We start from the raw sequence: 20,423 nt of genomic DNA, 5'->3' as shown, positions 1-20,423 counted from the left end.
GCGGGCTTCAGTCTTGAGTAGCGTCAGGTGACTGCACGTGGCTCGACAGCGCCTCGGCGAGCTGGCCGCGGGCGGCGATGCCGAGTTTGGGGAACATGCGGTACAGGTGCGAGCTGACCGTGCGGTGCGACAGGAACAGGCGCTGGCCGATCTCGCGGTTGGACAGGCCCTGCGCGGCCAGTTCGGCGATCTGGGTCTCTTGCGGCGACAGGCGGTCCCGCGGGTTGGCCGCCGGCTGCCAGCCGCGCTCACCCGTCGCCCGCAGCTCCCGGTCGGCCCGCTGCGCCCAGGTACGGGCGCCGACGGACTCGAAGACGGCACGGGCCGCACGGAGCGGGTCGCGGGACTCGACGACCCGGCGCTGCCGGCGCAGCCACGAGCCGAAGGCCAGCTCGGCCCGGGCCCGGTGCCAGGGCAGCGGCCGGCTCGCGCCGTCGATGGCCGCTTTGAACAGAGGCTCGGCCGAGGCCGGCTCGGCCAGGACCGCGCGCGAGTACTCCAGTGCGATGATCGACCCCGTCGCGGGTGAGGCGCCCGCGAGCCGCTCCATCGCGGCCAGCGCGTCGCGGCCCTCGGCGTGCCGGCCGGTGTGGACGGCGGCGTCGGCCAGGTGGCTCAGCGTCCACACCTGCTGCTGGCGCTGGAAGGCTGGGTCGGTGGGCTCGAAGACGCGGTGCAGCTCCCGGAACGCGGGGTCGGGCCGGTCGGCGCCCAGCTCGGCAACCCCTCGGGCCAGCTGCACGCCGGCCAGCAGCGACGACGCCGCGTTCGGGGTGCGCCGGGCCACGAGCTCGGCCTCGGCCAGCAGGTCGTGCCGGGTGTCCCAGCCGCGCCCGACCCCGTCGATCAGGGCCACGGCGATGCGCGCGGTCGCGGCCCACAGCGACTGGCCGGTCTCGTCGGCGAGCCGCATGGCCTCGTCGGCCGAGCTCGCCGCGTCGAAGGTACCGAGGTAGATCTCGGCCCACGCCCGGATCGCCAGTGCCTCGGCGAGCAGACTCATCCGGCCCTGCGCCCGCAGCTCCTGCACCGGCGTGGACAGGAACGCGACCGCCCGGCCGAAGTCGCCGGTGCAGAACGCGGCGATGCCCAGCAGCCCGGCCAGGTCGGGCCGCCCACCGGCGTCGGCGGGCCACCGGGCTAGCTGTTCGATGACCGCCGGCCCCTGCTCGTGCGACTCGGCCAGGGCGAAGATCGCCAGCCGTCGCGGGTCGCCGTCCGGCAAGCCCAGGTGCTGGGCGGCCTGCACGATCTCGTGCCGCAGCCCCTCACCCGGGTCGCGCCACCACACCCGCCGGGCCGCGCCGACCAGCAGCTGCACCGCCAGCTCGACGTCACCGTCGAGGGCCTGGCCGGCGAGGTCGACGAGGTGCCGCACCTCCGCGGGTTCCCCCGTCGAGCCGTCGTGGAAGACCCCTTCGAGCCAGATCAGCCGCGACCGGTCCCGCGCCCGCAGCGGCATACCCGCGACCTGCGTCTTGATCTGCTCCACCTGGCTGAACCGGCCCAGCTGAAACCCGAGCTCCGCCGCACCGAGCAGCCGGCCGGCCTGGTCCTGCGGGTCCGGGCTCAGCGCCGCCGCCCGCTCCAGCCACGCCGCCGCCGACGCGGTCGCCCCGCGCCGCTGGGCATTGCCGGCCGCCTGCTCCAGCGCGGCCGCGATGTCCTCGTCCCGCCCGGACACCGCCGAGGCCCGATGCCACACCGCCCGGTCCGGATGCGCCGCCAGCACCTGGGCGAGCGCCTCGTGCGCCCGGCGCCGCGTGTCCGGCGACATCGCCTGCCGCAGCGCAGATGCGACCAGCGGATGACCGATCCGGTACCGCTCGCCGACCACGATCAGCAGTCCGTGCTCCAGCGCCGGCTGCGCCGCCATCCGGTCCAGCGGCGCCCCGTGCAGCATCCCCGCAGCCGCGAGCACGTCGTGCAGGTCGTCACCGTCGTCCACGGCGGCGATGGTCAGCACTGCCCCCGCGGCTGCCCCGAGGTGCTCGGCCCGCGCCGCGAACGCCCGCTCGAGCCGTTTCGTCATGGGCAGGTCGTCGTCGAGCTCGGCCCACGCGTACCGCCCCGACTCCAGCGCACCGGCGAACTCGACCAGGGCGAGCGGGTTCCCACGGGCCTGCCGCAGCACCCGCTCCCGGGCCGCCTCCGGCAACCGCGGCGCCCGCTCGTCCAGCAACGCGGCCGCCGCCCCGTCGTCGATCCCGCCCAGCTCCATCCACTCGACCGCATGTGCATCGGCGAACGGCAGCGGCCCGGGCCGCGACACACCCAGCACAATGACCCGCTCACTGCCGATCCGCCGGGCGACGAACGCGAGCGCGTCGATGGACGGCTGATCCATCCAGAGCAGGTCGTCGAGCCCCACGAGCACCGGGGTCCGCCGGGCCAGGTCGACGAGCAGCTCCAGCACCGCCAGAAACGCGAAGAACGGGTTCACCTCGCTGGAGCTCCCCATGGCGAAGCAGGCGAGCAGGGCGTCGCGCTGCTGGGCCGGTAACCGGTCGGCCCCGGCCAGCAGGGGCCTCAGCACCTGGTGGAGGCTGGCGAACGGCAGATGCGTCTCGGACTGGCTGCCTCGTGCGCTGAGTACCGTGAAGCCGCGCGCCCGGGCCTGTTCCACGACCTCGGCGAGCAACGCGCTCTTGCCGACGCCCGGCTCACCGATCAGGCCGATCGCGCGCCCCTGAACGTCGACCCCGTCAAGGTGCCCGGCCAGGACCCGCATTTCGTCGTCCCGCCCGATGAGCTGGCGAGAGGTGGGAGCGCTCACAGCACCGAGCTAACCGTGACCACGCCCCGCTGTCCACCGTGACAGACCTAACGAAGGAGCCGACACCGGAGCGCCCCGCCGAGCGATGTGCGGCGGCGGTATCGCGAAATCGCACTGCGCCGCTTCATCGCGAACTGGAGGCGGTGGCCTTCGGCCGAGCACGACCTCGTCCCCACCCGAGACACAGCACGGGCCACAGGCCGCCCGACCGGCGCGCACGTCTGCCACGAACCGCGCGGCGCCTGCGGGAAGTGGTCAGCTCGGCAAGCCTCTCGACGGGGCGAACGTTGGCGTGGTGCCCAAACCAGCGACCATCCGGTGCCCCGTTTCCCGCGACCGTCGCCAGGGCCGGCGATCACCCGGCGTAGCGGCCCGAACACTGGCCTTCAAAACCACAGCCGATCACCGAAAGCGGATCTAACGCCGGCTTAAGCGAACCTTTGAAATCAGGTCTCCACTCACTTCGATGAGCATCAATGTCTTCCCTTGCCCCGACACCCTGCATGTGCATCCTAGATGCGCGGAAATGACCGCACGAGCGGCCCGATCTGGCCAAACTGGATCAAGTAAATTCATTAACGAACCCTAAACCGTCATTATTGATCAGCCGAAGTTATTCGATGAAACTTAAATTGACCGGTTCCACCGAGCCTGCCTAGGTTGGACTCGCCGAACGGGGCGAAATCGTCACACAATGCGTCGGCAGCGTTACGCAGATTGAGGATAAACGATGGTTCGACGGTATCCTCCAGCTCGGGGCGGGCAACCATCCGCCATCAACGTCAGCCTGCTGGTGCTCGCCGGCCTGGTCCTGCTGGGCGTCATGACCGAAGGCGGGCGGCCGGTGCTCACCGGACTGGTGGGCTTCCTGCGCTTCTACGGCGGCGTGTTCACGCTCGTCACGCTGACCCTCACCGTGATTGCCGGACTCGTCGCCACCGACCGTATCCTGCTGCTGGCCCGGCACCGGCTGTGGGTTCAGTCCGTGCACCGTACCCTCGGCATCGTGGCGGTGTCGTGCCTGGCGCTGCACATCGGCACCGAGCTTGCCGCCAGCCGGGTCGGCGTGTTCGGCGCGCTGGTGCCATTCACCTCGGCGCCGTTCGAGATCGGGCTGGGCAGCGTCGCGGCGTATCTGATGCTGACCGTGATGTGGAGCGGCATCGTGCGGGCCCGCTTCGCGCAGAGCGGACGGCCAGGGCTGTGGCGGCCGCTGCACGCCGTGGCCTACCTGTCCTGGCCGGTGGCGCTGACGCACGGGCTCAACGCCGGGCGCCCGGCGGCCGTCTGGGTCACCACCAGCTACCTCATCCTGGTGTTCCTCACGACCGTCGCGCTCGGCCTGCGGCTGTCGGCGGAGTACCACCGGCGCCGCCAGCAACTGGCCGCGGACCGGACCACGACGACGATCGCGCCGGTGGGACGGCCGGTGCCCGCTCCGGCCGCGCGGCGGGCCGCACCGCCGGGACGGACGGCGACCCGGTTCCGGTGGGATGCACCATCCGCGGAGCAGCTGTGGCAGGAACGGGACCTGCACGATCGGCAGATGCCCCACCGCGATGAGCCAGCCACGGCCACGTACCGGGGCACGGCCGCTCCGTTCACGCCCACGAGCCAGACCGGCCGGCACACGACAGCGAACGAGTCCCCCGGCCTGACCCTGCGCGACCGGTTCGAGGCGCGCCGCGCGAAGGTGGAGCAGGCGGAACCCGAGGACCGCTACCCCGACGACGACACGCCGACCCTCGTCAACCTCGACACACGCCGCGCGATGCGGCGCCGGTCGCGCCGGAAGTCGCACGACCTGGACGACGACGACATCAAGTACTGGGCGCAGCTTCGGGGTGAGGCCAGGTGAGCAACCCATTGCCGGCCGTGCGCTCGATCGGACCGGCCCGGCTCACCGCCGGCCTCGAGCGCGCCGAACGGCTGGGGCTCCACGCGCATCTGCAGGTCCATGGGCCGCTCGGCCCGCTGTCCCAGCGCGCCCTGATCGCGCTCGCCGAGGACATCCGGCTGACCGGCCGCGGCGGCGCGGGCTTCCCGTTCGCGCGCAAGCTGCGGGCCGTCGTCGACGCGGTCGACCGGCGCACCCTCGCCCCGGTCGTGGTGGTCAACGCGGCCGAAGGTGAGCCCGCGGCCTGGAAGGACAAGGTCCTGCTGACCCGCGCACCGCATCTCATCCTCGACGGCGCCGCACTGGTCGCGTGGGCGTTGCGGGCGGAGGAGATCGTCGTCTGCGTCGCCGACGATGGTGTCGGTGAGCAGTCGATGCTCGCCGCGCTGGCCGAGCATGAGCTTCCGGCGCCGGCACGGGCGATCCGGGTGCCGCACCGGTTCATCTCCGGCGAGGGCGGCGCGCTCGTGCAGGGCATCAACGGCCTGCCATACATCCCGCCGGGGATCAAGCGCCGCGCGAGCGATGGAGGTGTCGGCGGACATCCGACGCTGCTGTCCAACGCGGAAACCTTTGCACAGCTGGCGATTGCCGCCAGGATGGGCCCTCGACGGTACCGCGAGGCCGGCACCGACGAGCCCGGGACGGTCCTGCTGAGCGTGACCGGCAGCGCTGCGTCGCCGGCAGTGGTGGAGTGCCCGACCGGCACCCCACTCGCCCAGGTGCTCGACGTGTGCCAGGTGCCCGCCGGTCCCGCCGTGCTGACCGGCGGCTTCCACGGTCGCTGGATCGACATGACGACCGCATACCGCGCCGAGGTCTCCCGGCACGGGCTCACCGCCGTCGGCGGGGCGCTCGGCGCTGGGATCATGCTCCCGATCGGCGCGGGCACCTGTCCGATCGGCGAGGTCGCCCGGGTCGTGCACTACCTCGCGGCGGAGTCCGCCGGGCAGTGCGGACCGTGCCGGCTGGGCCTGCCGGACCTGGCCCGCGCGGTCGACGGGGTGGCATCCGGCGCCGGCGATCCGGGCGTGGTCCGGGCCGCCGCCACGGCGGTGAAAGGTCGTGGCGCGTGCGGACACCCCGACGGCACCGCCGGTTTCGCCTCCTCCGCGCTGGAGGTCTTCGCCGACGACCTGGCCCGGCACGCCCGCGCCGGCGACTGCGGGCGCCCCGTCGCCGGGACCCTGCCGGTGCCGGACCGCGACGAGGACGGCGCACTGCGCCTGGCCGTGGACTGGTCGCGGTGCGACGGTCACGGGCTCTGCGCCGAGATCGCGCCGGACCTGATCCATCTGGACGGCAACGGATTCCCGGCGTTCCTCGACACTCCGGTGCCGACGCGACTGGAACCGGTAGCGGCGCAGGCGGTGGCGACGTGCCCGGCGCTCGCGCTGCGCATGGCGGCATCGAAGCGGTAGTGGCTGATGCATCAGGCGTACCGCGGAGATCACGTCGCAGGCCAGGTCGGCGTCCACGACCGGGGCCGGCCCCGGCATGCCCGGTGCGACCCCGAGGACGAACTGCTCCGCGTGCTGTACCAGGAGCACGCGGAGGCGTTGCTGCGCTTCGTCGTGCGCATCACCGGCGGCGACCGGCAACGCGCCGAGGACATCGTGCAGGAGACCCTGCTGCGCGCGTGGTGCAACGCCGACAAGCTCGATCCGCACGCCGCGGTCTCGTTGCGGCCGTGGCTGTTCACCGTGGCCCGCCGGATCGCCATCGACGAATACCGCAGCGCGAGCGCGCGCGCCCCCGAAACCTACGACCAGGACGTGGAAGCGTTGTGGCTCAACGACGAGACCGACCGCGTGATCGCCAATCTCGTCGTCGCGGACGCCATGCGCAGCCTCAGCCCCGCGCACCGGGAGATCCTGGTCGAGACCTACCTGCGCGACCGCACCGTGAACGAGGTCGCCGAACTGCTCGGACTGCCGATCGGCACGGCCAAGTCACGGGTGTACTACGCCCTGCGCGCATTGCGGGTCGCACTCGACGACCGTGGTGGTACGGGCGAAACCCGGCACTAGTTCAATGCTGCGCCAGAAATCGCTGTGAATTTGTCCACTGTGGAGCCGTTCAGTCCCCTCCCCCTCCCGTCGCGTACCCCTCAGCGGAACGAGCAACACGAACGCGAGCGACGGAGACGAGGAGGACGACGTGGCAGCACGGAGGTTCATCGTTACCCCGGCCGGCTGCGCTGTGGCGGCGGCCGCCCTGACAGGCCTGACAGCACTGACCGGATGCGCCCCGCAGGGCGGCTACGACACGGGACAGCAGCAGGCGCCGGCACTGGCCAACGCCGAGGCAGGGCCGAGTTCGGCGCCGCCCGCGTCGACGGCGCCGCCGCAGCCGCTCACCGAGTCCCTCAAGGCGGTCACCATCCCGAAGATGGGCAAGGTCGTCGTCGACCAGAAGGGCTGGGTGCTGTACCGCTTCGACAAGGACACCGCCAACCCCTCGAAGTCAGCGTGCGAAGCCAAGTGCGCCCAGGTGTGGCCGCCGGCCATCACCGACGGCAACCCGGATCTCGCCGGTGTCGACCCCGCGATCGTCGGCACCGTCATCCGGGGGGACGGCTCGCGGCAGATCACCCTGGCCGGCTGGCCCGTCTACCGGTACATCGGCGACCCCAAGCCGGGCGCCTGGAAGGGTCAGAACGTCGGCGGTACCTGGTTCGTCGTCGCCCCGACCGGCAAGAAGAACCTCACCTGCCTGCCGACGCCCGCACCCGCCGCGGTCACGCCACCTGCCGCCTCGGCAGCCGCGGGCCCGGCGGAGTCGACCAGCGCCGGCAACGGATACGGGTACTGATGAGTTCGCTGCATCGCAGCGCCGCCGGCACGAACTGGCTGGCGCGTCGCGGGCGGTGGCCGTGGTGGGCGCTGCTCGCCGCGATCGTCGGTGCGGTGCTGCTCGTCCCGTCGCTGCGCGCCCGCGATGACGCCGCAACGAGTGCGCCCGAACACCACCACGATGTCGTACCGGCCGCGGTCACCGGCACCGGAATCGTTGCCACTGAGCTGCCCGACGGCTGGACCATGACCAGTTTCGGAATGATCGGCCCTGCCGACCGGGAGCTGCTGGTGAAGGTTCGCCAGGCCGGCCTCTGGGAGGGTCCGGCCGGACAGCTCGCCCGCGACCACGCCGCCGACAAGCGGGTCAAGGAGGTCGGCGCGCAGCTGGCCACCGATCATCATGGCCTCGACACGCAGGTGCGGCAGGTCGCCGCCCAGCTCGGCGTGCCCCTGCCCAACGAGGCCAGCGCCGAGCAGCAGGGCTGGGTCCGGGAACTGGACGGCAAGCGGGGCGGCGAGTTCGACCGCACGTTCGCCAACCGGCTGCGCGCCGCGCACGGCAAGGTCTTCGCCCTCGTCGGGTCGGTCCGCTCGGGCACCCGCAACGAACTGGTCCGGTCCTTCGCGCAGACCGCCGTCAACGTCGTGATGAAGCACATGACCCTGCTGGAGAGCATCGGCAACGTCGACTTCGAGGACCTCCCCACGCCGGCCGCCGCGGCGACCGGCAGCAACACAACCCCCGGCGAGGCGAGCTACCGCGAGACCCTCTGGGTCGTCGTCGCACTGGTCCTGGCCGGCGGGGGCACCGCCGCGTTCCGCGCACTCCGTGCATTCCGTGCGCGGCGCACCTTCTGACGAGAGGACGTGAGCACATTGCAGCAACGAAGGAGACGCCCGATCCGGTGGTGGACCGCGCTCGCCGCCGCCATCGTGGTGATCGGCGCGATGCTGTCCGTCACCCACGCGGCCACCGCGGAGGAAGAACCGGACGCGCTCGCCCTGGCCGCAAGGATCCCCAACGACCAGGGGCCCGCGCCGGAGTGCGCCGGGTCGAAAGGGGGGCACGTGCACAACGTCCCCGACAAGTGCCATGCCGACATGGGTGGGCCGGCGAACGGCGACTTCATCGACATCCGCCAGGTCCGCCCGGCCGGCCGCGGAAGCCAGGCCGGCCGCCAGGCGTCCACCGGCACGTTCGTCTCGGTCTGTGGCACCAACGCCGAGGGGCACCACAACTCGGACAACTTCATCGTGGCGCCCGGCGTGACGAACGGTGCCCATCACACGCACGACTACGTCGGCAACGTCTCCGCCGACGGCAACTCCACCAACGAGAGTCTGGCAGCCGCCGGTACCACCTGCGTGAAAGACGACCGGTCCACGTACTACTGGCCGGTGCTGCGCCGAACCGGCAAGCAGGGCTCGGATCAGAACGCCGACGGGGGCGGCAAGGACGGCAACGTCGGCATCATCCTGAAGCCCGCGTCGGTGCGGCTGGAGTTCGGCGGCAACAGCCAGGCGAAGGTCCGCGCGATGCCGCAGTTCCTGCGGGTCATCACCGGCGACGCGAAGGCGCTCACCAACGGGCCCGCCAACGCCCGCGCCAAATGGACGTGCAGCGGGTTCGCGAACCGGACGACCACGAAGTATCCGCTGTGCCCGCAGGGCAGCCAGATCCAGCGGATCCTGGAGTTCCCGAGCTGCTGGGACGGCAAGAACACCGACAGCGCCAACCACCGCTCGCACATCGTGTTTCCGAACTCGTCCGGGCGCTGCCCCCGCGGCACAGTCGCGGTGCCGCAGCTGCGGATGGTCCTGTCGTACGAGCGGCAGAACGGCACCGGCTTCGCACTGGACTCGTTCCCGGAGCAGTTGCACGCCCCGATCACCGACCACGGCGACTTCGCCAATGTCATGTCGGCGCAGCTGATGAACTTCGCCGTGCAGTGCATCAACAGCGGCCGCCGTTGCTAGATTTCCGTGGACCCGCACTGCCTCAAGGTGGGTGGTGCGGTCCACCCCTCCCGGATGCTCCGGGCATCAGCGACAAACTCAGCTGAGAACGCCGCGACGACATCCACGAAGCATTCCTCAGCCTCGCCACCTGCATCATCACGTACGCCCAGTCTCCACCCCCGGAACGCACCCGCTGGGTCTCGGTGGTCGGGCCCACGCCGCACGTCGCAAGTCAGGCGTTTGCGGGCGATTGTGCCCGGCGCTGGATGGGTACCGGCCAACTATGTGTGGAATTGTCGGATGGGTCGCGTATGACCGGAATCTGGTCCACGAGCAGTCGGCGCTCCGAGCTATGACGGCCACCGCCGCGCTCCGCGGACCCGATGCCGAAGGGCTTTGGCTCGATCAGCACTGCGGCTTCGGCCATCGCCGGCTGGCCGTGATCGACCTGGCGGGCGGCGTTCAGCCCATGCTCGCCGAAGAGGACCGGCAGCCGACCGTCGCCCTCACCTACAGCGGGGAGGTCTACAACTACCGGGAGCTGCGCGCGGAGCTGCACGCGCTCGGACACGACTTCCGGACCGACTCCGACACCGAGGTCGTGCTCCACGCCTACCTCGAGTGGGGCGAGGATTTCCCCGAACGGCTCAACGGCATGTACGCCTTCGGGGTGTGGGACGGCCGCCAGCAGCGCCTGTTGCTGGTCCGGGACCGGATGGGGGTGAAGCCGCTGTGCTTCCATCCGACGCCGGACGGGGTGCTCTTCGCCTCGGAGCCGAAGAGCATTCTGGCCCATCCGGACGTGTCGGCCGAGGTGGACCTTGACGGGCTGCGGGAGCTGCTGGCGCTGGTGAAGACGCCGGGGCACGGCGTGTATCGCGGGGTACACGAGGTCCGGCCGGGCCACGTTGTTGTCGTTGACCGAGACGGAACTCGGACGCGCCGCTACTGGGGGCTGTCGGCGCGGCCGCATCCGGACGACCTCGATACGACCGTACACACCGTGCGGGACCTGCTGGAAGACATCATTCGTCGGCAGTTGATAGCGGATGTACCGCTGTGCACCCTGCTGTCCGGTGGGCTCGACTCGTCGGCGGTCACCGCGCTCGCCGCTCTCGGGTTGCGGGAACAGGGGCTCGGGCCGGTGCGCTCGTTCGCGGTCGACTTCGTCGGGCAGACTGAGCACTTCCACCCGGACGCGATGCGGCCGGAGCCGGACACGCCCTACGTCCACGAGGTCGCCAAGCACGTCGGCTCCCAGCACGCCGACATCATGCTGAACAGCGGCGAGTTGACGGATTCGCTGTACCGCACGGAGGTCATGGTCGCCAACGACATCCCGACCGGCCTCGGCGACCTGTACACCTCCTTGTTCTTGCTCTTCCGCGCGGTGCGGGAGCACTCGACCGTCGCGTTGTCCGGCGAGTCGGCGGACGAGGTGTTCGGCGGGTATCGCTGGTTCCACGACCCCACCGCGGTCAACGCAAACGGGTTCCCCTGGCTGACCGCGCTGCCGGATAGATCGGGCAGCACACAGGGGCTGTTCGCCCCGGAGTTGGAGCGCGCGCTGGATCTGCACGGGTACCGGGACGCCGCCTACCGGCAGGCGCTGGCCGAGGTCGATCACCTGCCCGACGAGTCGCCGGTCGAGCACCGGATGCGCGAGATCTCCTATCTGCACCTGACCCGATTCCTGCAGGTCCTGCTGGACCGCAAGGACCGGATGAGCATGGCGCACGGGCTGGAGGTCCGAGTGCCATACTGCGACCACCGGCTGGTGGAGTACGTCTACAACACGCCGTGGTCGATGAAGGCATTCGACGGCCGGGAGAAGAGCGTGCTGCGCGCCGCCGTCGCCGACCTGCTGCCCGAGTCGGTTCTGCGCCGGCAGAAGAGCCCGTACCCGTCGACGCAGGATCCGGTGTACGAACGGACGTTGCGCCAGTCGTTGATCGAGGTCGTCGACGACCCGCAGGCACCGATCGCGGAGCTGATCAACCCGACGCGGGTCCGGGAGACGCTGGCCGCCCCGCTGGAGGAGAGCGGGTTCGGGATGAGCCGGCGCTCGGTCGAGCTGCTGCTCGGCCTCAACCTGTGGCTGCGCCGCTACCCGGTCCGGCTGGCGCTCACCTGATCGAGGCATAAGCCGACCGAGCGGCGTCGCGGGAAGACGATCATCCGCATGCGTTCGTGAAATGGAGGGTGATCTTCTAGGACGGCCATCACCCGCCTCCTCCTCCAGTTACCCCATCACTCGCCGATAGCGTGGGAGCCATCGCAACTCCACCAACCCGGAGAGGAGATCGCGATGTCCGAGTCCTTTTCCCTCCCCACGGCACCCGAGGGCGTCATCCCCGCGCTGGTCGAGCGTTTCAACTCCGGCAAGGTCGGCGAGTTGATGACCCTGTACGAGGGGGCGGTACTCGTCGCCGACGACGGGCGGACCGTCACCGACAGCGCCGAGGTCGCGGCCGAGCTCGAGCGCGACATCAGCCTCGGCCTGCCGCTGGCGGCCAAGGCGCGCCATGTGTTCGTGGCCGGCGACATCGCCGAGATCGTGGTCGACTGGGCGATCGACGGCTCCGGTCCCGACGGCCGGCACGTGCACGTCGCCGGCACGGCCAGCGATGTGGCGCGCCGCGGCTCCGACGGCCGCTGGCGGTACCTGATCGACAACCGTCTTGGGACCGCGGTACGACAGCCCGTGTGACGGGGGGGTGCGCCATGACGACCATCGAGCTGTACCCGGACGACGTGTACAACCGGCGGACGATCCACCAGGGCCACCCGCCCGACTGGGTCAACCGCGACGGTGGCGACTACGACGTGGTGGTGGTCGGCGGCGGACCTGCCGGCCTCACCGCCGCCACGACGGCCGCCGCAGGCGGGCACCGCGTCGCGATGACGGAGCAACGGCTGACCGGGGGCACCTGTGTCAACTTCGGCTGCACGCCGAGCAAGGCGCTGATCCGGTGCGCACGCGCGGTTCACGATGCGGGCCGCGGAGCCGAGTTCGGATTCCGGCTCGACGCCCCGCCCCGAACCGATTTCGGCGTGGTCATGGAGCGGGTCCGCCGGATGCGCTCCATGAGCAGCGCCGGCGACGCGGTCCAGATGGCCGAGGAGGCGGGGGTGGAGGTCTACCTCGGCCACACCCGCTTCACCGCCGCGAACGCCGTGGAGGTCGACGGCCGGCCGCTGCGGTTCCGCAAGGCGGTGATCGCCACCGGATCGGAGCCTGTGGTGCCCGCCATCGACGGTCTGCGGACCGGCGAGTACCTGACCAACGAGACCGTCTTCGCCCTGACCGAGCAGCCCTCCCGGCTGGTCGTTATCGGCGGCGGCCCGCAGGCGTGCGAGCTCGCCCAGGCCTTCCGCCGCCTCGGCAGCGAGGTGGACCTGGTCAGCCACCCCATGACCCTGCTGTCCCAGGACGAGCCGGAGGCCGGCGAGCTGATCCGCCACCGGTTCGAGCAGGAAGGGATTCGGCTGCATCTGGGATTTACGGCGGTACGGGCAGGCGCCGGCCGGCTGCTGGCGCTCGGCGCCGGCGGGACACGCGAGCTGCCGTACGATGCCCTGCTGCTCGCTACCGGCCGCAAGGCGAACGTCGAGCATCTGAACCTGGACGCGGCCGGGGTCCACGACGCCGGGGATGGCGTGGCGGTGGATGCGTACCTGCGCACCGCCAACCCCGACATCTATGCCGCCGGAGATGCGACCTTCCCGCTGAAGTACACGCACGCAGCCAACGCGACTGCGCGGCTCTGCATCGCCAACGCCCTGGATGCAGCGCATCGCCCGGCCCGGGACCTCGTGATTCCCCACTGCACCTACACCGATCCCGAGGTGGCCGAGGTGGGCCTGGCCCCACGCCGGGCCCGCGACGAGGGCGTCGCCATCGACACGTACCGGCTCGACCTGACCAAGGTGGAGCGGGCCTTCATCGACGGCGAGGACGAGGGTTACGGGGCGATCCACACCCGCAGCGACAGCGGCGAGATCGCCGGCGCAACCCTCGTGGCAGCACACGCCGGCGAGATGATCAGCGAGCTGACGCTGGCGATCACGAACCGGCTGACGCTGGAAGCACTCGCCGACACGGTGCACTGCTACCCGACCCAGGCCGAGGTCTTCCAGCGGATCGCCCTGCAGGGCAGACCCCAGCGGGTTGCGGCGGCCCACTGAGCGCCGGCCGGCCTGAGACCCGGGACGGCACCAGCCATGGCGGTGCCGTCCCGGATCCACCGATGACTCTCGGCCGTCTACCGCGCTGTGGCGCTGCCAGCGAGGTCGAAGCACGAGCACGCCGAGCAGGGCAGCCCGCATGACGTTGACCGTCGACATCGCCCGCCGGCGATCCAGCCGGTCCACCAGCGCGCCGCCCGGCAGACCGAACAGCAACCACGGCAGGAACGCGAATGCGGTCAGGCCGGAGGTGAGCACCGGACTACTGGTCAACGACACGGCGAACAGCGGCAGCGACACCGGCAGCAGCCGCAAGTCCGAGGACTGCGGCCGCCGCAACGACTGCACGTGCGATGGCGTTCGTCACGACACCGACGACCATCACGTTCAACTAGATACTAACCGCCGAACATCGCCATTCGATTCGACTGGACCGCAGCTTTGACTTGCGCTGCAAGCAGATCGTTGAATTCCTTCCTATTCATTCCAACGATGCTCATCGACTTCATATTTCTGCCAATATCGAACCCGACGCCATTATTGTACATGTCGACCCTGGAGTCCTGGGTTCCGTAGTCATTGTTCGAACTACCTTTCCCCGGCCCCACGTCGCCCGTCGCAATACGATTGTGGACCGCACCGATTTCGTGTGCCGCTCCCAGCAGCATTGCGTTATCGCGGGTCATGTCCGAGCCCATTCCCAGCAGCGCGAACCAGTACGCATGCTTGAACGCATTGTACTCCCGGCTACCTTCAGGAAATGTCTTTTTCGCCACCTCTGTTGCCATGGCCGTGGCCGTATTGACGAAGCTGCAATAGCTGATGTTTGCCGCGCACCACGCATTCTCCCATACACTCTTGCCTTTGAAGAAGGCAATAGCACACATCAGAATGCAGTTCTGAGCCTGTTGAGCGATAATAACCTCGAGCTCGGTCAGAGCGGCTTTCTCCGTGTCCGTCAAGTCGCAGGTGATCTGCACACCCTTATTTGTGCAAGGTTTCGGCGTTGGCGGTACCCACGGCTTATTGTTGTTCGTCGGGTCGTCGGCTGGGTGGCACTCGTAACTGTTGCTCTTGGCGCAGTCGTCGGGGTTGTAGTCGGGGTCGTGCCATGGCCTGGGTTCGGTGCCGCTCGGGTCGCTCAGCCGCAACGGGCTGCCGTTGGCGTAGCTGTACCCGTTGATCTGCAGTGGATCGTTGGAGTTGGTGACGGAGTCGTCGGAGATGAACCGACCGGTGGTGGGTTCATATTCGCGGGCGCCGAGGTGGGTGAGTCCGGTGTTGTCGCGGGTGCCGCCGACGAACCCCTTGGTGTTGGGCCAGGTCGGGTCGGCGCCGCGGGGGTTGCCGAACGGGTCGGTCTTACGCCGGGTGACGGTCTGGCTCACCGCGTCGACAGCGAGTTGTCCGGTGCCGTGATGGTCCGCGGCAACCCAGGTCAGGCCGGATGGGGTACGGCTGGCAACGCCGTAGTAGCGCGTGCCGGTGACGGTGCTGCCGACCTTGCGCAGTTCGTAGCCGGGCAGGTACAGCGTCGCCCCGGCAGGGTCCTTCGCGACGAGGCGGGTGCCGTTGGTGTCGTAGATGTAGCTGCTGACGCCGGCGCTGTCGGTGACGGTGGCGAGGTGGCTTTCGCTGTCCCAGCCGAGGATCTGGCCGGGTTTGCCGGTGATGTTGCGGGTGAGGGTGTTGCCGGCGTTGTCGTAGGTGTAGCTGTCGGTGCTGGTGCTGCCGCCTGCGGCGTCGACCTTGGTAAGGGTGTGCCGTTTGCCGGTGGTGGGGTAGGTGTAGGTGCGGGTGGTGTCGGTGCCGCCGCCGATGGCGTGGCGGATCTCCTGGGTGCGGTTGCCGTTGCTGTAGTTGCTGGTGCCGGTGGCGTACTGGTAGCTGGTCCAGTACGGGTCAGGTCCGCCGATCACCGCCGCGGACGGGTTGGCCTGGCACGTCGCGGCGGTCGTGGTCCACGCTTCGGTCAGTTCACGCAGTGCGTCGTAGCCGAAACACTGGTTGGACACGACCGACCCGGCGAGGGTTTCGGTGATGTTCTTGACGTTGTCGGCGGGGTCGTAGCCGTAGCCTTCGGTGAGCCGTTCGATCCACGTGTTGGGGTTGGCGGCGTTCTCGGTCTCGGTTTTGGCGCTGGTGAGCCGGCCGGTTGCCTCGTCGATGACGGTGGTCTGCCGGACCCGCTTCGAACCGGAGCCGAGGATCTGCTGGTACTGGGCGCCGAAGGCGTGGTAGCTCGTCCCAGCGATGTACGTTTCCAGCCCGCTCAGGGTGAGCGCTTTGCCGGTGTTGTCGTAGGTGCTGGTCAGCGTCTCGGCGGGCAGGCCGCCCGCCGCCGGGTAGGTCAGCGTGGCCGTGGACCCGTCGACGTTGTACGTCATCGACGTGGTGTAGGCGCCGTTCGGCAGCCACGGCATGCTCAGGCTGGACGGGATCACTGTGGTGGTGCCGAGTGGCCGGTAGCTGTCGTCGTAGCCGGTGATGGTGCTGGTGAACGCGTCGCTACCGACGTATCGGGTAGATGAGGTCAGCTGTCCCTTGGCCACCGTGTCATACGCCCACGATGCCCTCTTGAATCCGGTCGTGCCGACCCCGTCATACAGGCCGGTCTTGCGGCCGAGCTCGTCGTACTTGATGGTCGTGCTGACGGGACTTGCGTCGGTGACCGTCGTCGGCCGGCCGTTCAGGTCGTAGGTGGTGTTGGTGGTGCCCTTGTCCGGGTCGGTGGTGGAGATGACCTGGCCGAGCAGGTTGTACTGGCTGGTCCAGGTATTGCCGGACTGGTCGGTGGTGGTCCGCAGCCGGTCGAGGAGGTCGTGGTTGTAGGTGGTGGCGTGGTAGCTACCAGTCGGGGTACTGCCGAGGTACTGGCGCAGTTCAGTGGTATTGCCGCGGCTGTCGACATAGGTGGTGGTCGGGGTGCCGCCGGCGGGTGGTGTGACGGTGGTGAAGTTCCCGTCGTAGGCGGTGGTGGTCTGCCACTGCAGGGTGTTGACGGAGTACAACGCGTCGACGGTCTGCCGGCCGAGGCTGTCGTAGGTGTAGCGGTGCTGGTTCTTGACGCCGGCGTCGGTGTCGTTGAACCCGGCGAGCGTGGCGGCCGGTGCGTTCACGTTCCAGAACGTGGTCGTTTTGGCGTGGAGGCCACGTCCGTCGTACTGGAAGTCGGTGACGATCCGTCCGGTGTTCGCCTGCGGGGCCGGACCCTGATGTTGCCGTTGCCGCAGGTTGCCGTCGTACACGTCGTAGCTGGTGATCCCGTTACCGTTCGGGCCCAGCACCGTCGTGGCGATCGAGGTCGGAGACGGCGCTGCGACGGTCCACAACGCGTACACGTAATGAGAGTCCGGCGGGCCGGTGGTGGTGCGGTTGAGCCACACGTCGGTGAGCCGGCCCAGCGGGTCGTAGACCGCGGTGGTGGTCTTGTTGTTGGCGTCTACGACCGTGACCGGTACTCCGCGGGCACCGTCGGTCGTGATGGTCGTTTTGTGCCCGAGCGGGTTGGTGCTGACGGTCGTGATGACCGGGGCGTCCCCGGCGGGGGTGTACTCGGTGAGGGTCTTGTGGAAGTTGTCGTTCATCGGATCGCGGGTCCAGACGACCCGGCCATAGCTGTCGTAGCCGGTGTTAGCGGTGTTCTGCCAGCTCAGGACCGGGTTTGCCGGCACGCTGTAGTCGACGTTGCTCAGCGCGTCGACCCTGGTGACGAGGCCTTGGCCGACCGGACCGGTGCCGGTGGTGTTGCCGTCGTAGTAGGTGAACGTCCCGGCGATGATTCGACCGGCCCCGAGGAGGTTGCAGATGGTCTGCAGGGTCTGCCGCTTGTAGTTGACGTGGTAGCGGCCGTTGGCAGGGTCGACGCTGCGGTCGGCGTACGTGATCTCGGTACAGCGGTCGTCGAGCGGGTCGGCCTCGTCACCGTAGTCACGGATCAGGGTGGGCAGGGTGTAGCTGTCGGTCGTGGTGGTGGTCTTGGTCCACCGCCACCCCTCGACCCCCGCCGTGGTGGTGTGGGTGCGGGTGCGGGTCTCGGTCTCGGCGAAGTTGTTCGCGACCAGGTTCCCCATCCCGTACGCCAAGGGACGCATCGCGACCGTACCCCAGCCGTAGCTGTGCAGCGTCGAGGAGTACGCCAGCCCGCCAGGCCGGAACGACGTGTCCTCCCGCAGCTTCCCACGCAGCAGGTTGACGTCAGTGGTGGTGCCCTGCGAGTCGGTGATGGTGGCCGATCGGGTGCCGCCGGTGTCGCTGGCCCGGTCACCGTTCAAGCCGCGGTAGTACAGCGCCGAGGACACCGTCTGCGTGCCGCCGACCGGCCCGGTCGTGGTGGTGACGTCGGTGTAGCCGCGCCAGTCCGACCACGACCGCCGCGACAGCGGCGAGGTCTCGGACGGGTCATGACCCCACAGCACGTTCGTCGAGGAGTGCGTGAGGCTGTAGTTGTAGCTGGTCAGCACAGGCAGGGCGGTCGCATCGGCCATGTCCGTCTGCTGCACCGCGGTGACCACGTACTTGTGGAACCAGCCGAACCCGGCCGTACCACCCTCCGGCGACCAGTACTGCGGGAAACACCGGTAGATGTTGTTGTTCGCGCTGCCCTCGGGGATGCTCGTCGGGCTGCAGTCCGGTCCCGCGTAGTACACCGTCAGCAGACCACCGGTGCCGTTCTCGATGCTGCTGAGCCGGAACCGGCGCAGCTTCAGCACACCAGCGGCGATGTTGTAGTCGACCCGGTTGTCCAACGCCCCACCACCGAACGCCATCGGCGGCTCCGACAACGACGTGCTGCCCTTGAACCCGGTGTGCTGCAACCCTTCCAGCCACAACGCCGCCGGGCTGGTGTCACCCGGGTTCAGGAAGTCGTGGTCGAGGGTCCACCGGTCGACGTTCTGATACGTAGCGGTGGCCGGATTCGTCAACACCTTCGTCGTCACCGACGCCAACGCCCACTGCATGAAATGCGCCGGGCTGGTCTGGTTCGGACACGACGTCTGCACACAGTACTGATCCCACGGCACGTCGATCCCGCAGGACCCCACGTCGTTGCACCGGCCGGCCGGGTTCACCGCGAAGTCGACCACCATCGGAGCCGGCTTCCCCGCCGCGCCCTCCGAACCTTGCCGCGTGCCGTACTCGATCCGCACCGGAAACACATTGATGTCATAGGCGGCGACACCGTTGCCGTTGTTGTGTCCGTAGTTCGCGGTCGTCTTCTGGTAGAAGATCGTCTCGCTGTTGCCGCGCGGGTCCACGACGTAGTCCAGATTCCACCGGAACGCCTGCGGACACGACGACGCCGCATACCCACCCTGCGCCGGCGTCTTGTAACACGGCTCCCCACTGTTGTTGCCGTACACCGGCACGATCCCGGTGGAGTACGTCTGCGCCGCCGTCGGACTGTAGGCACCGCCGTGACCGAAGAAGTACTGCGTCCCGTCCGGCGACATCACCTGCCAGAACTCACCGTCATTGTCATAGTTGACCGCGCCGGTGTACTTCTTGAAACTCCACCCCGTGTGGACCGCCGACTTGTACTCACCCGTGGTGCTGTCCCGCACCAACTGCCCCGACACACCATCCATCACGATCGAGATCGGCTCGTTGTCGCCGTTCGCCGACGTCCAGCACAAGTCACCGGTGGCGTTGCCGTCATCGGCACATCCACGGTAGGACCGCTCGATATAGCCGAGATCGAGGTCCCAGCCGTCGCCGACCCACGACGCCTGCGCATTCGTCGCCACCGTCTTGCCGTCCAAGCCGCCCGAGCTGTATCGCAGCTGCAGGTTCGGGGTGGGACCGCCCAACGACGGCGGCACCTTCAACGGCACCGAGTAGGTGAAGTCACCCGACGAGCCGCCCTGCGACCACGATGCCGCCGGCGACAACGAGGTCTTCGACCAGTCACCCGCCTGCGAAGCCGTACCCGCCGTCAATGCCAGCACCACAGACCCCGAACCGGCGGACTTCGACCCACCCGCCAGCACAGCCGGGTCACCCGGCACCGACACCGAGTCGAACGACACCCGCTTCGACACCGGGTTGTTCACCGACTTCAACGGCGTCTGCACCTGACACTGCGGCAACGCCGGCGTACTCGCCGCGCACGCCGGCAGCGACACCAGCCGGAGCCGACCGCCGTAGTCGCCGCCATACCCCGTCGCGAACGCCGCGTAGTCCAGGTCCAGGCCCACCGCCGCGGACCCCGCAGCATCGTCCGCCCGGGCCACGCTCAACACCACACCCTTGACATTCAATGCCGCGGCCGCGTCCTGGCCAAGCACCGAAATCCGCACCTGCGACACCGCCGCAGCAGCCGCCTGCGCCGCCTGCTCCCCCGCAGTGCGCGGCTCCGACACCGGACCACCCGGACGCACCACCACCGGCAACCCACCCGGCGCCACCACCGCCCCCTGCTGTTTCGCCTGAGCCTGCGCCTGCGCAGTCCCGGACACCGGCACCACCGCCGACGCAGCCACCGGCCACACCGGCGCCGGCACCTTCCCCAACGCCGCCGTATCGGACTCCACCGCCGGCCGCGCTCGACCCGGCACCCGAGACACCGCCACCGACCGCTCTTGAGGATTCACCGCCCCCGATGGGTTGGCCGGCGCGGCATGCGCCGGCAGCGCCACCAGCACGGTGCCCAACAACGCACCTGTCGACACGGCGGTCAAGCACCGCCACATCCGGCCACGTCCCGACCCGTGCACCGAGAATGCGCCCCGACGACCCACCATGCGTGCCTCCCCCGCAACGATCATGCAGGCAGGACGATAGTGATGACCGACGATGCTGGGAA

General features: G+C 69.5%; 11 protein-coding genes. 9 read left to right on the top strand and 2 right to left on the bottom strand.

The features are described 5' to 3' along the window. Nucleotides 1–7: 7 nt before the first annotated feature. On the bottom strand, nt 8–2,776 hold the full coding sequence (locus AB0K00_RS19580; protein ID WP_363522580.1) for an AAA family ATPase: 2,769 nt from the start codon (nt 2,774–2,776) through the stop codon (nt 8–10). A 730-nt stretch (nt 2,777–3,506) separates the two neighbouring features. Here AB0K00_RS19580 and AB0K00_RS19575 point away from each other — a divergent pair. The 9 genes from AB0K00_RS19575 (at nt 3,507) to AB0K00_RS19535 (ending at nt 13,618) form a co-directional block, all read left to right on the top strand. Continuing rightward, complete coding sequence (locus AB0K00_RS19575; RefSeq protein WP_363522578.1) at nt 3,507–4,634, top strand: hypothetical protein; 1,128 nt, start codon at nt 3,507–3,509, stop codon at nt 4,632–4,634. Then, nucleotides 4,631–6,094 carry an NADH-ubiquinone oxidoreductase-F iron-sulfur binding region domain-containing protein gene (locus AB0K00_RS19570; RefSeq protein WP_363522577.1) on the top strand — a complete coding sequence of 488 codons (1,464 nt, stop codon included), beginning with the start codon at nt 4,631–4,633 and terminating at the stop codon, nt 6,092–6,094. The genes AB0K00_RS19575 and AB0K00_RS19570 overlap by 4 nt, the downstream gene beginning before the upstream one ends. A 6-nt stretch (nt 6,095–6,100) precedes the next feature. Then, nucleotides 6,101–6,703, top strand: a complete 603-nt coding sequence (locus tag AB0K00_RS19565; protein ID WP_363522575.1) for a sigma-70 family RNA polymerase sigma factor — start codon at nt 6,101–6,103, stop codon at nt 6,701–6,703. A 130-nt stretch (nt 6,704–6,833) separates the two neighbouring features. After that, on the top strand, nt 6,834–7,487 hold the full coding sequence (locus AB0K00_RS19560; RefSeq protein WP_363522573.1) for a hypothetical protein: 654 nt from the start codon (nt 6,834–6,836) through the stop codon (nt 7,485–7,487). Beyond that, a complete protein-coding gene (locus tag AB0K00_RS19555; RefSeq protein ID WP_363522571.1) occupies nt 7,487–8,329 on the top strand; it encodes a DUF4142 domain-containing protein in 843 nt (280 codons plus the stop codon). Before AB0K00_RS19560 ends, AB0K00_RS19555 begins: the two co-directional genes overlap by 1 nt. Before the next feature lie 9 nt (nt 8,330–8,338). Next, nucleotides 8,339–9,448 carry a DUF1996 domain-containing protein gene (locus AB0K00_RS19550; RefSeq protein ID WP_363522570.1) on the top strand — a complete coding sequence of 370 codons (1,110 nt, stop codon included), beginning with the start codon at nt 8,339–8,341 and terminating at the stop codon, nt 9,446–9,448. 265 nt (nt 9,449–9,713) lie between these two features. Beyond that, nucleotides 9,714–11,564 (top strand): asparagine synthase (glutamine-hydrolyzing), encoded by a 1,851-nt coding sequence (gene asnB / locus AB0K00_RS19545; protein ID WP_363522569.1) that lies wholly within the window; start codon nt 9,714–9,716, stop codon nt 11,562–11,564. Between the two features lie 174 nt (nt 11,565–11,738). Next, nucleotides 11,739–12,140, top strand: coding sequence for a DUF4440 domain-containing protein (locus AB0K00_RS19540; protein ID WP_363522568.1), 402 nt, complete (start codon nt 11,739–11,741; stop codon nt 12,138–12,140). Nucleotides 12,141–12,154: 14 nt separating this feature from the next. Beyond that, nucleotides 12,155–13,618 (top strand): FAD-dependent oxidoreductase, encoded by a 1,464-nt coding sequence (locus tag AB0K00_RS19535; protein WP_363522566.1) that lies wholly within the window; start codon nt 12,155–12,157, stop codon nt 13,616–13,618. 398 nt (nt 13,619–14,016) lie between these two features. Here AB0K00_RS19535 and AB0K00_RS19530 read toward each other — a convergent pair whose 3' ends face one another. Beyond that, nucleotides 14,017–20,076, bottom strand: coding sequence for an RHS repeat-associated core domain-containing protein (locus AB0K00_RS19530; protein WP_363522564.1), 6,060 nt, complete (start codon nt 20,074–20,076; stop codon nt 14,017–14,019). Nucleotides 20,077–20,423: the final 347 nt, after the last annotated feature.

The organism is Dactylosporangium sp. NPDC049525 (assembly GCF_040676755.1).
Lineage (GTDB): Bacteria > Actinomycetota > Actinomycetes > Mycobacteriales > Micromonosporaceae > Dactylosporangium.
Note: the sequence above shows the minus strand (reverse complement) of the source record. Positions and strands in the feature narration are given on the sequence as shown.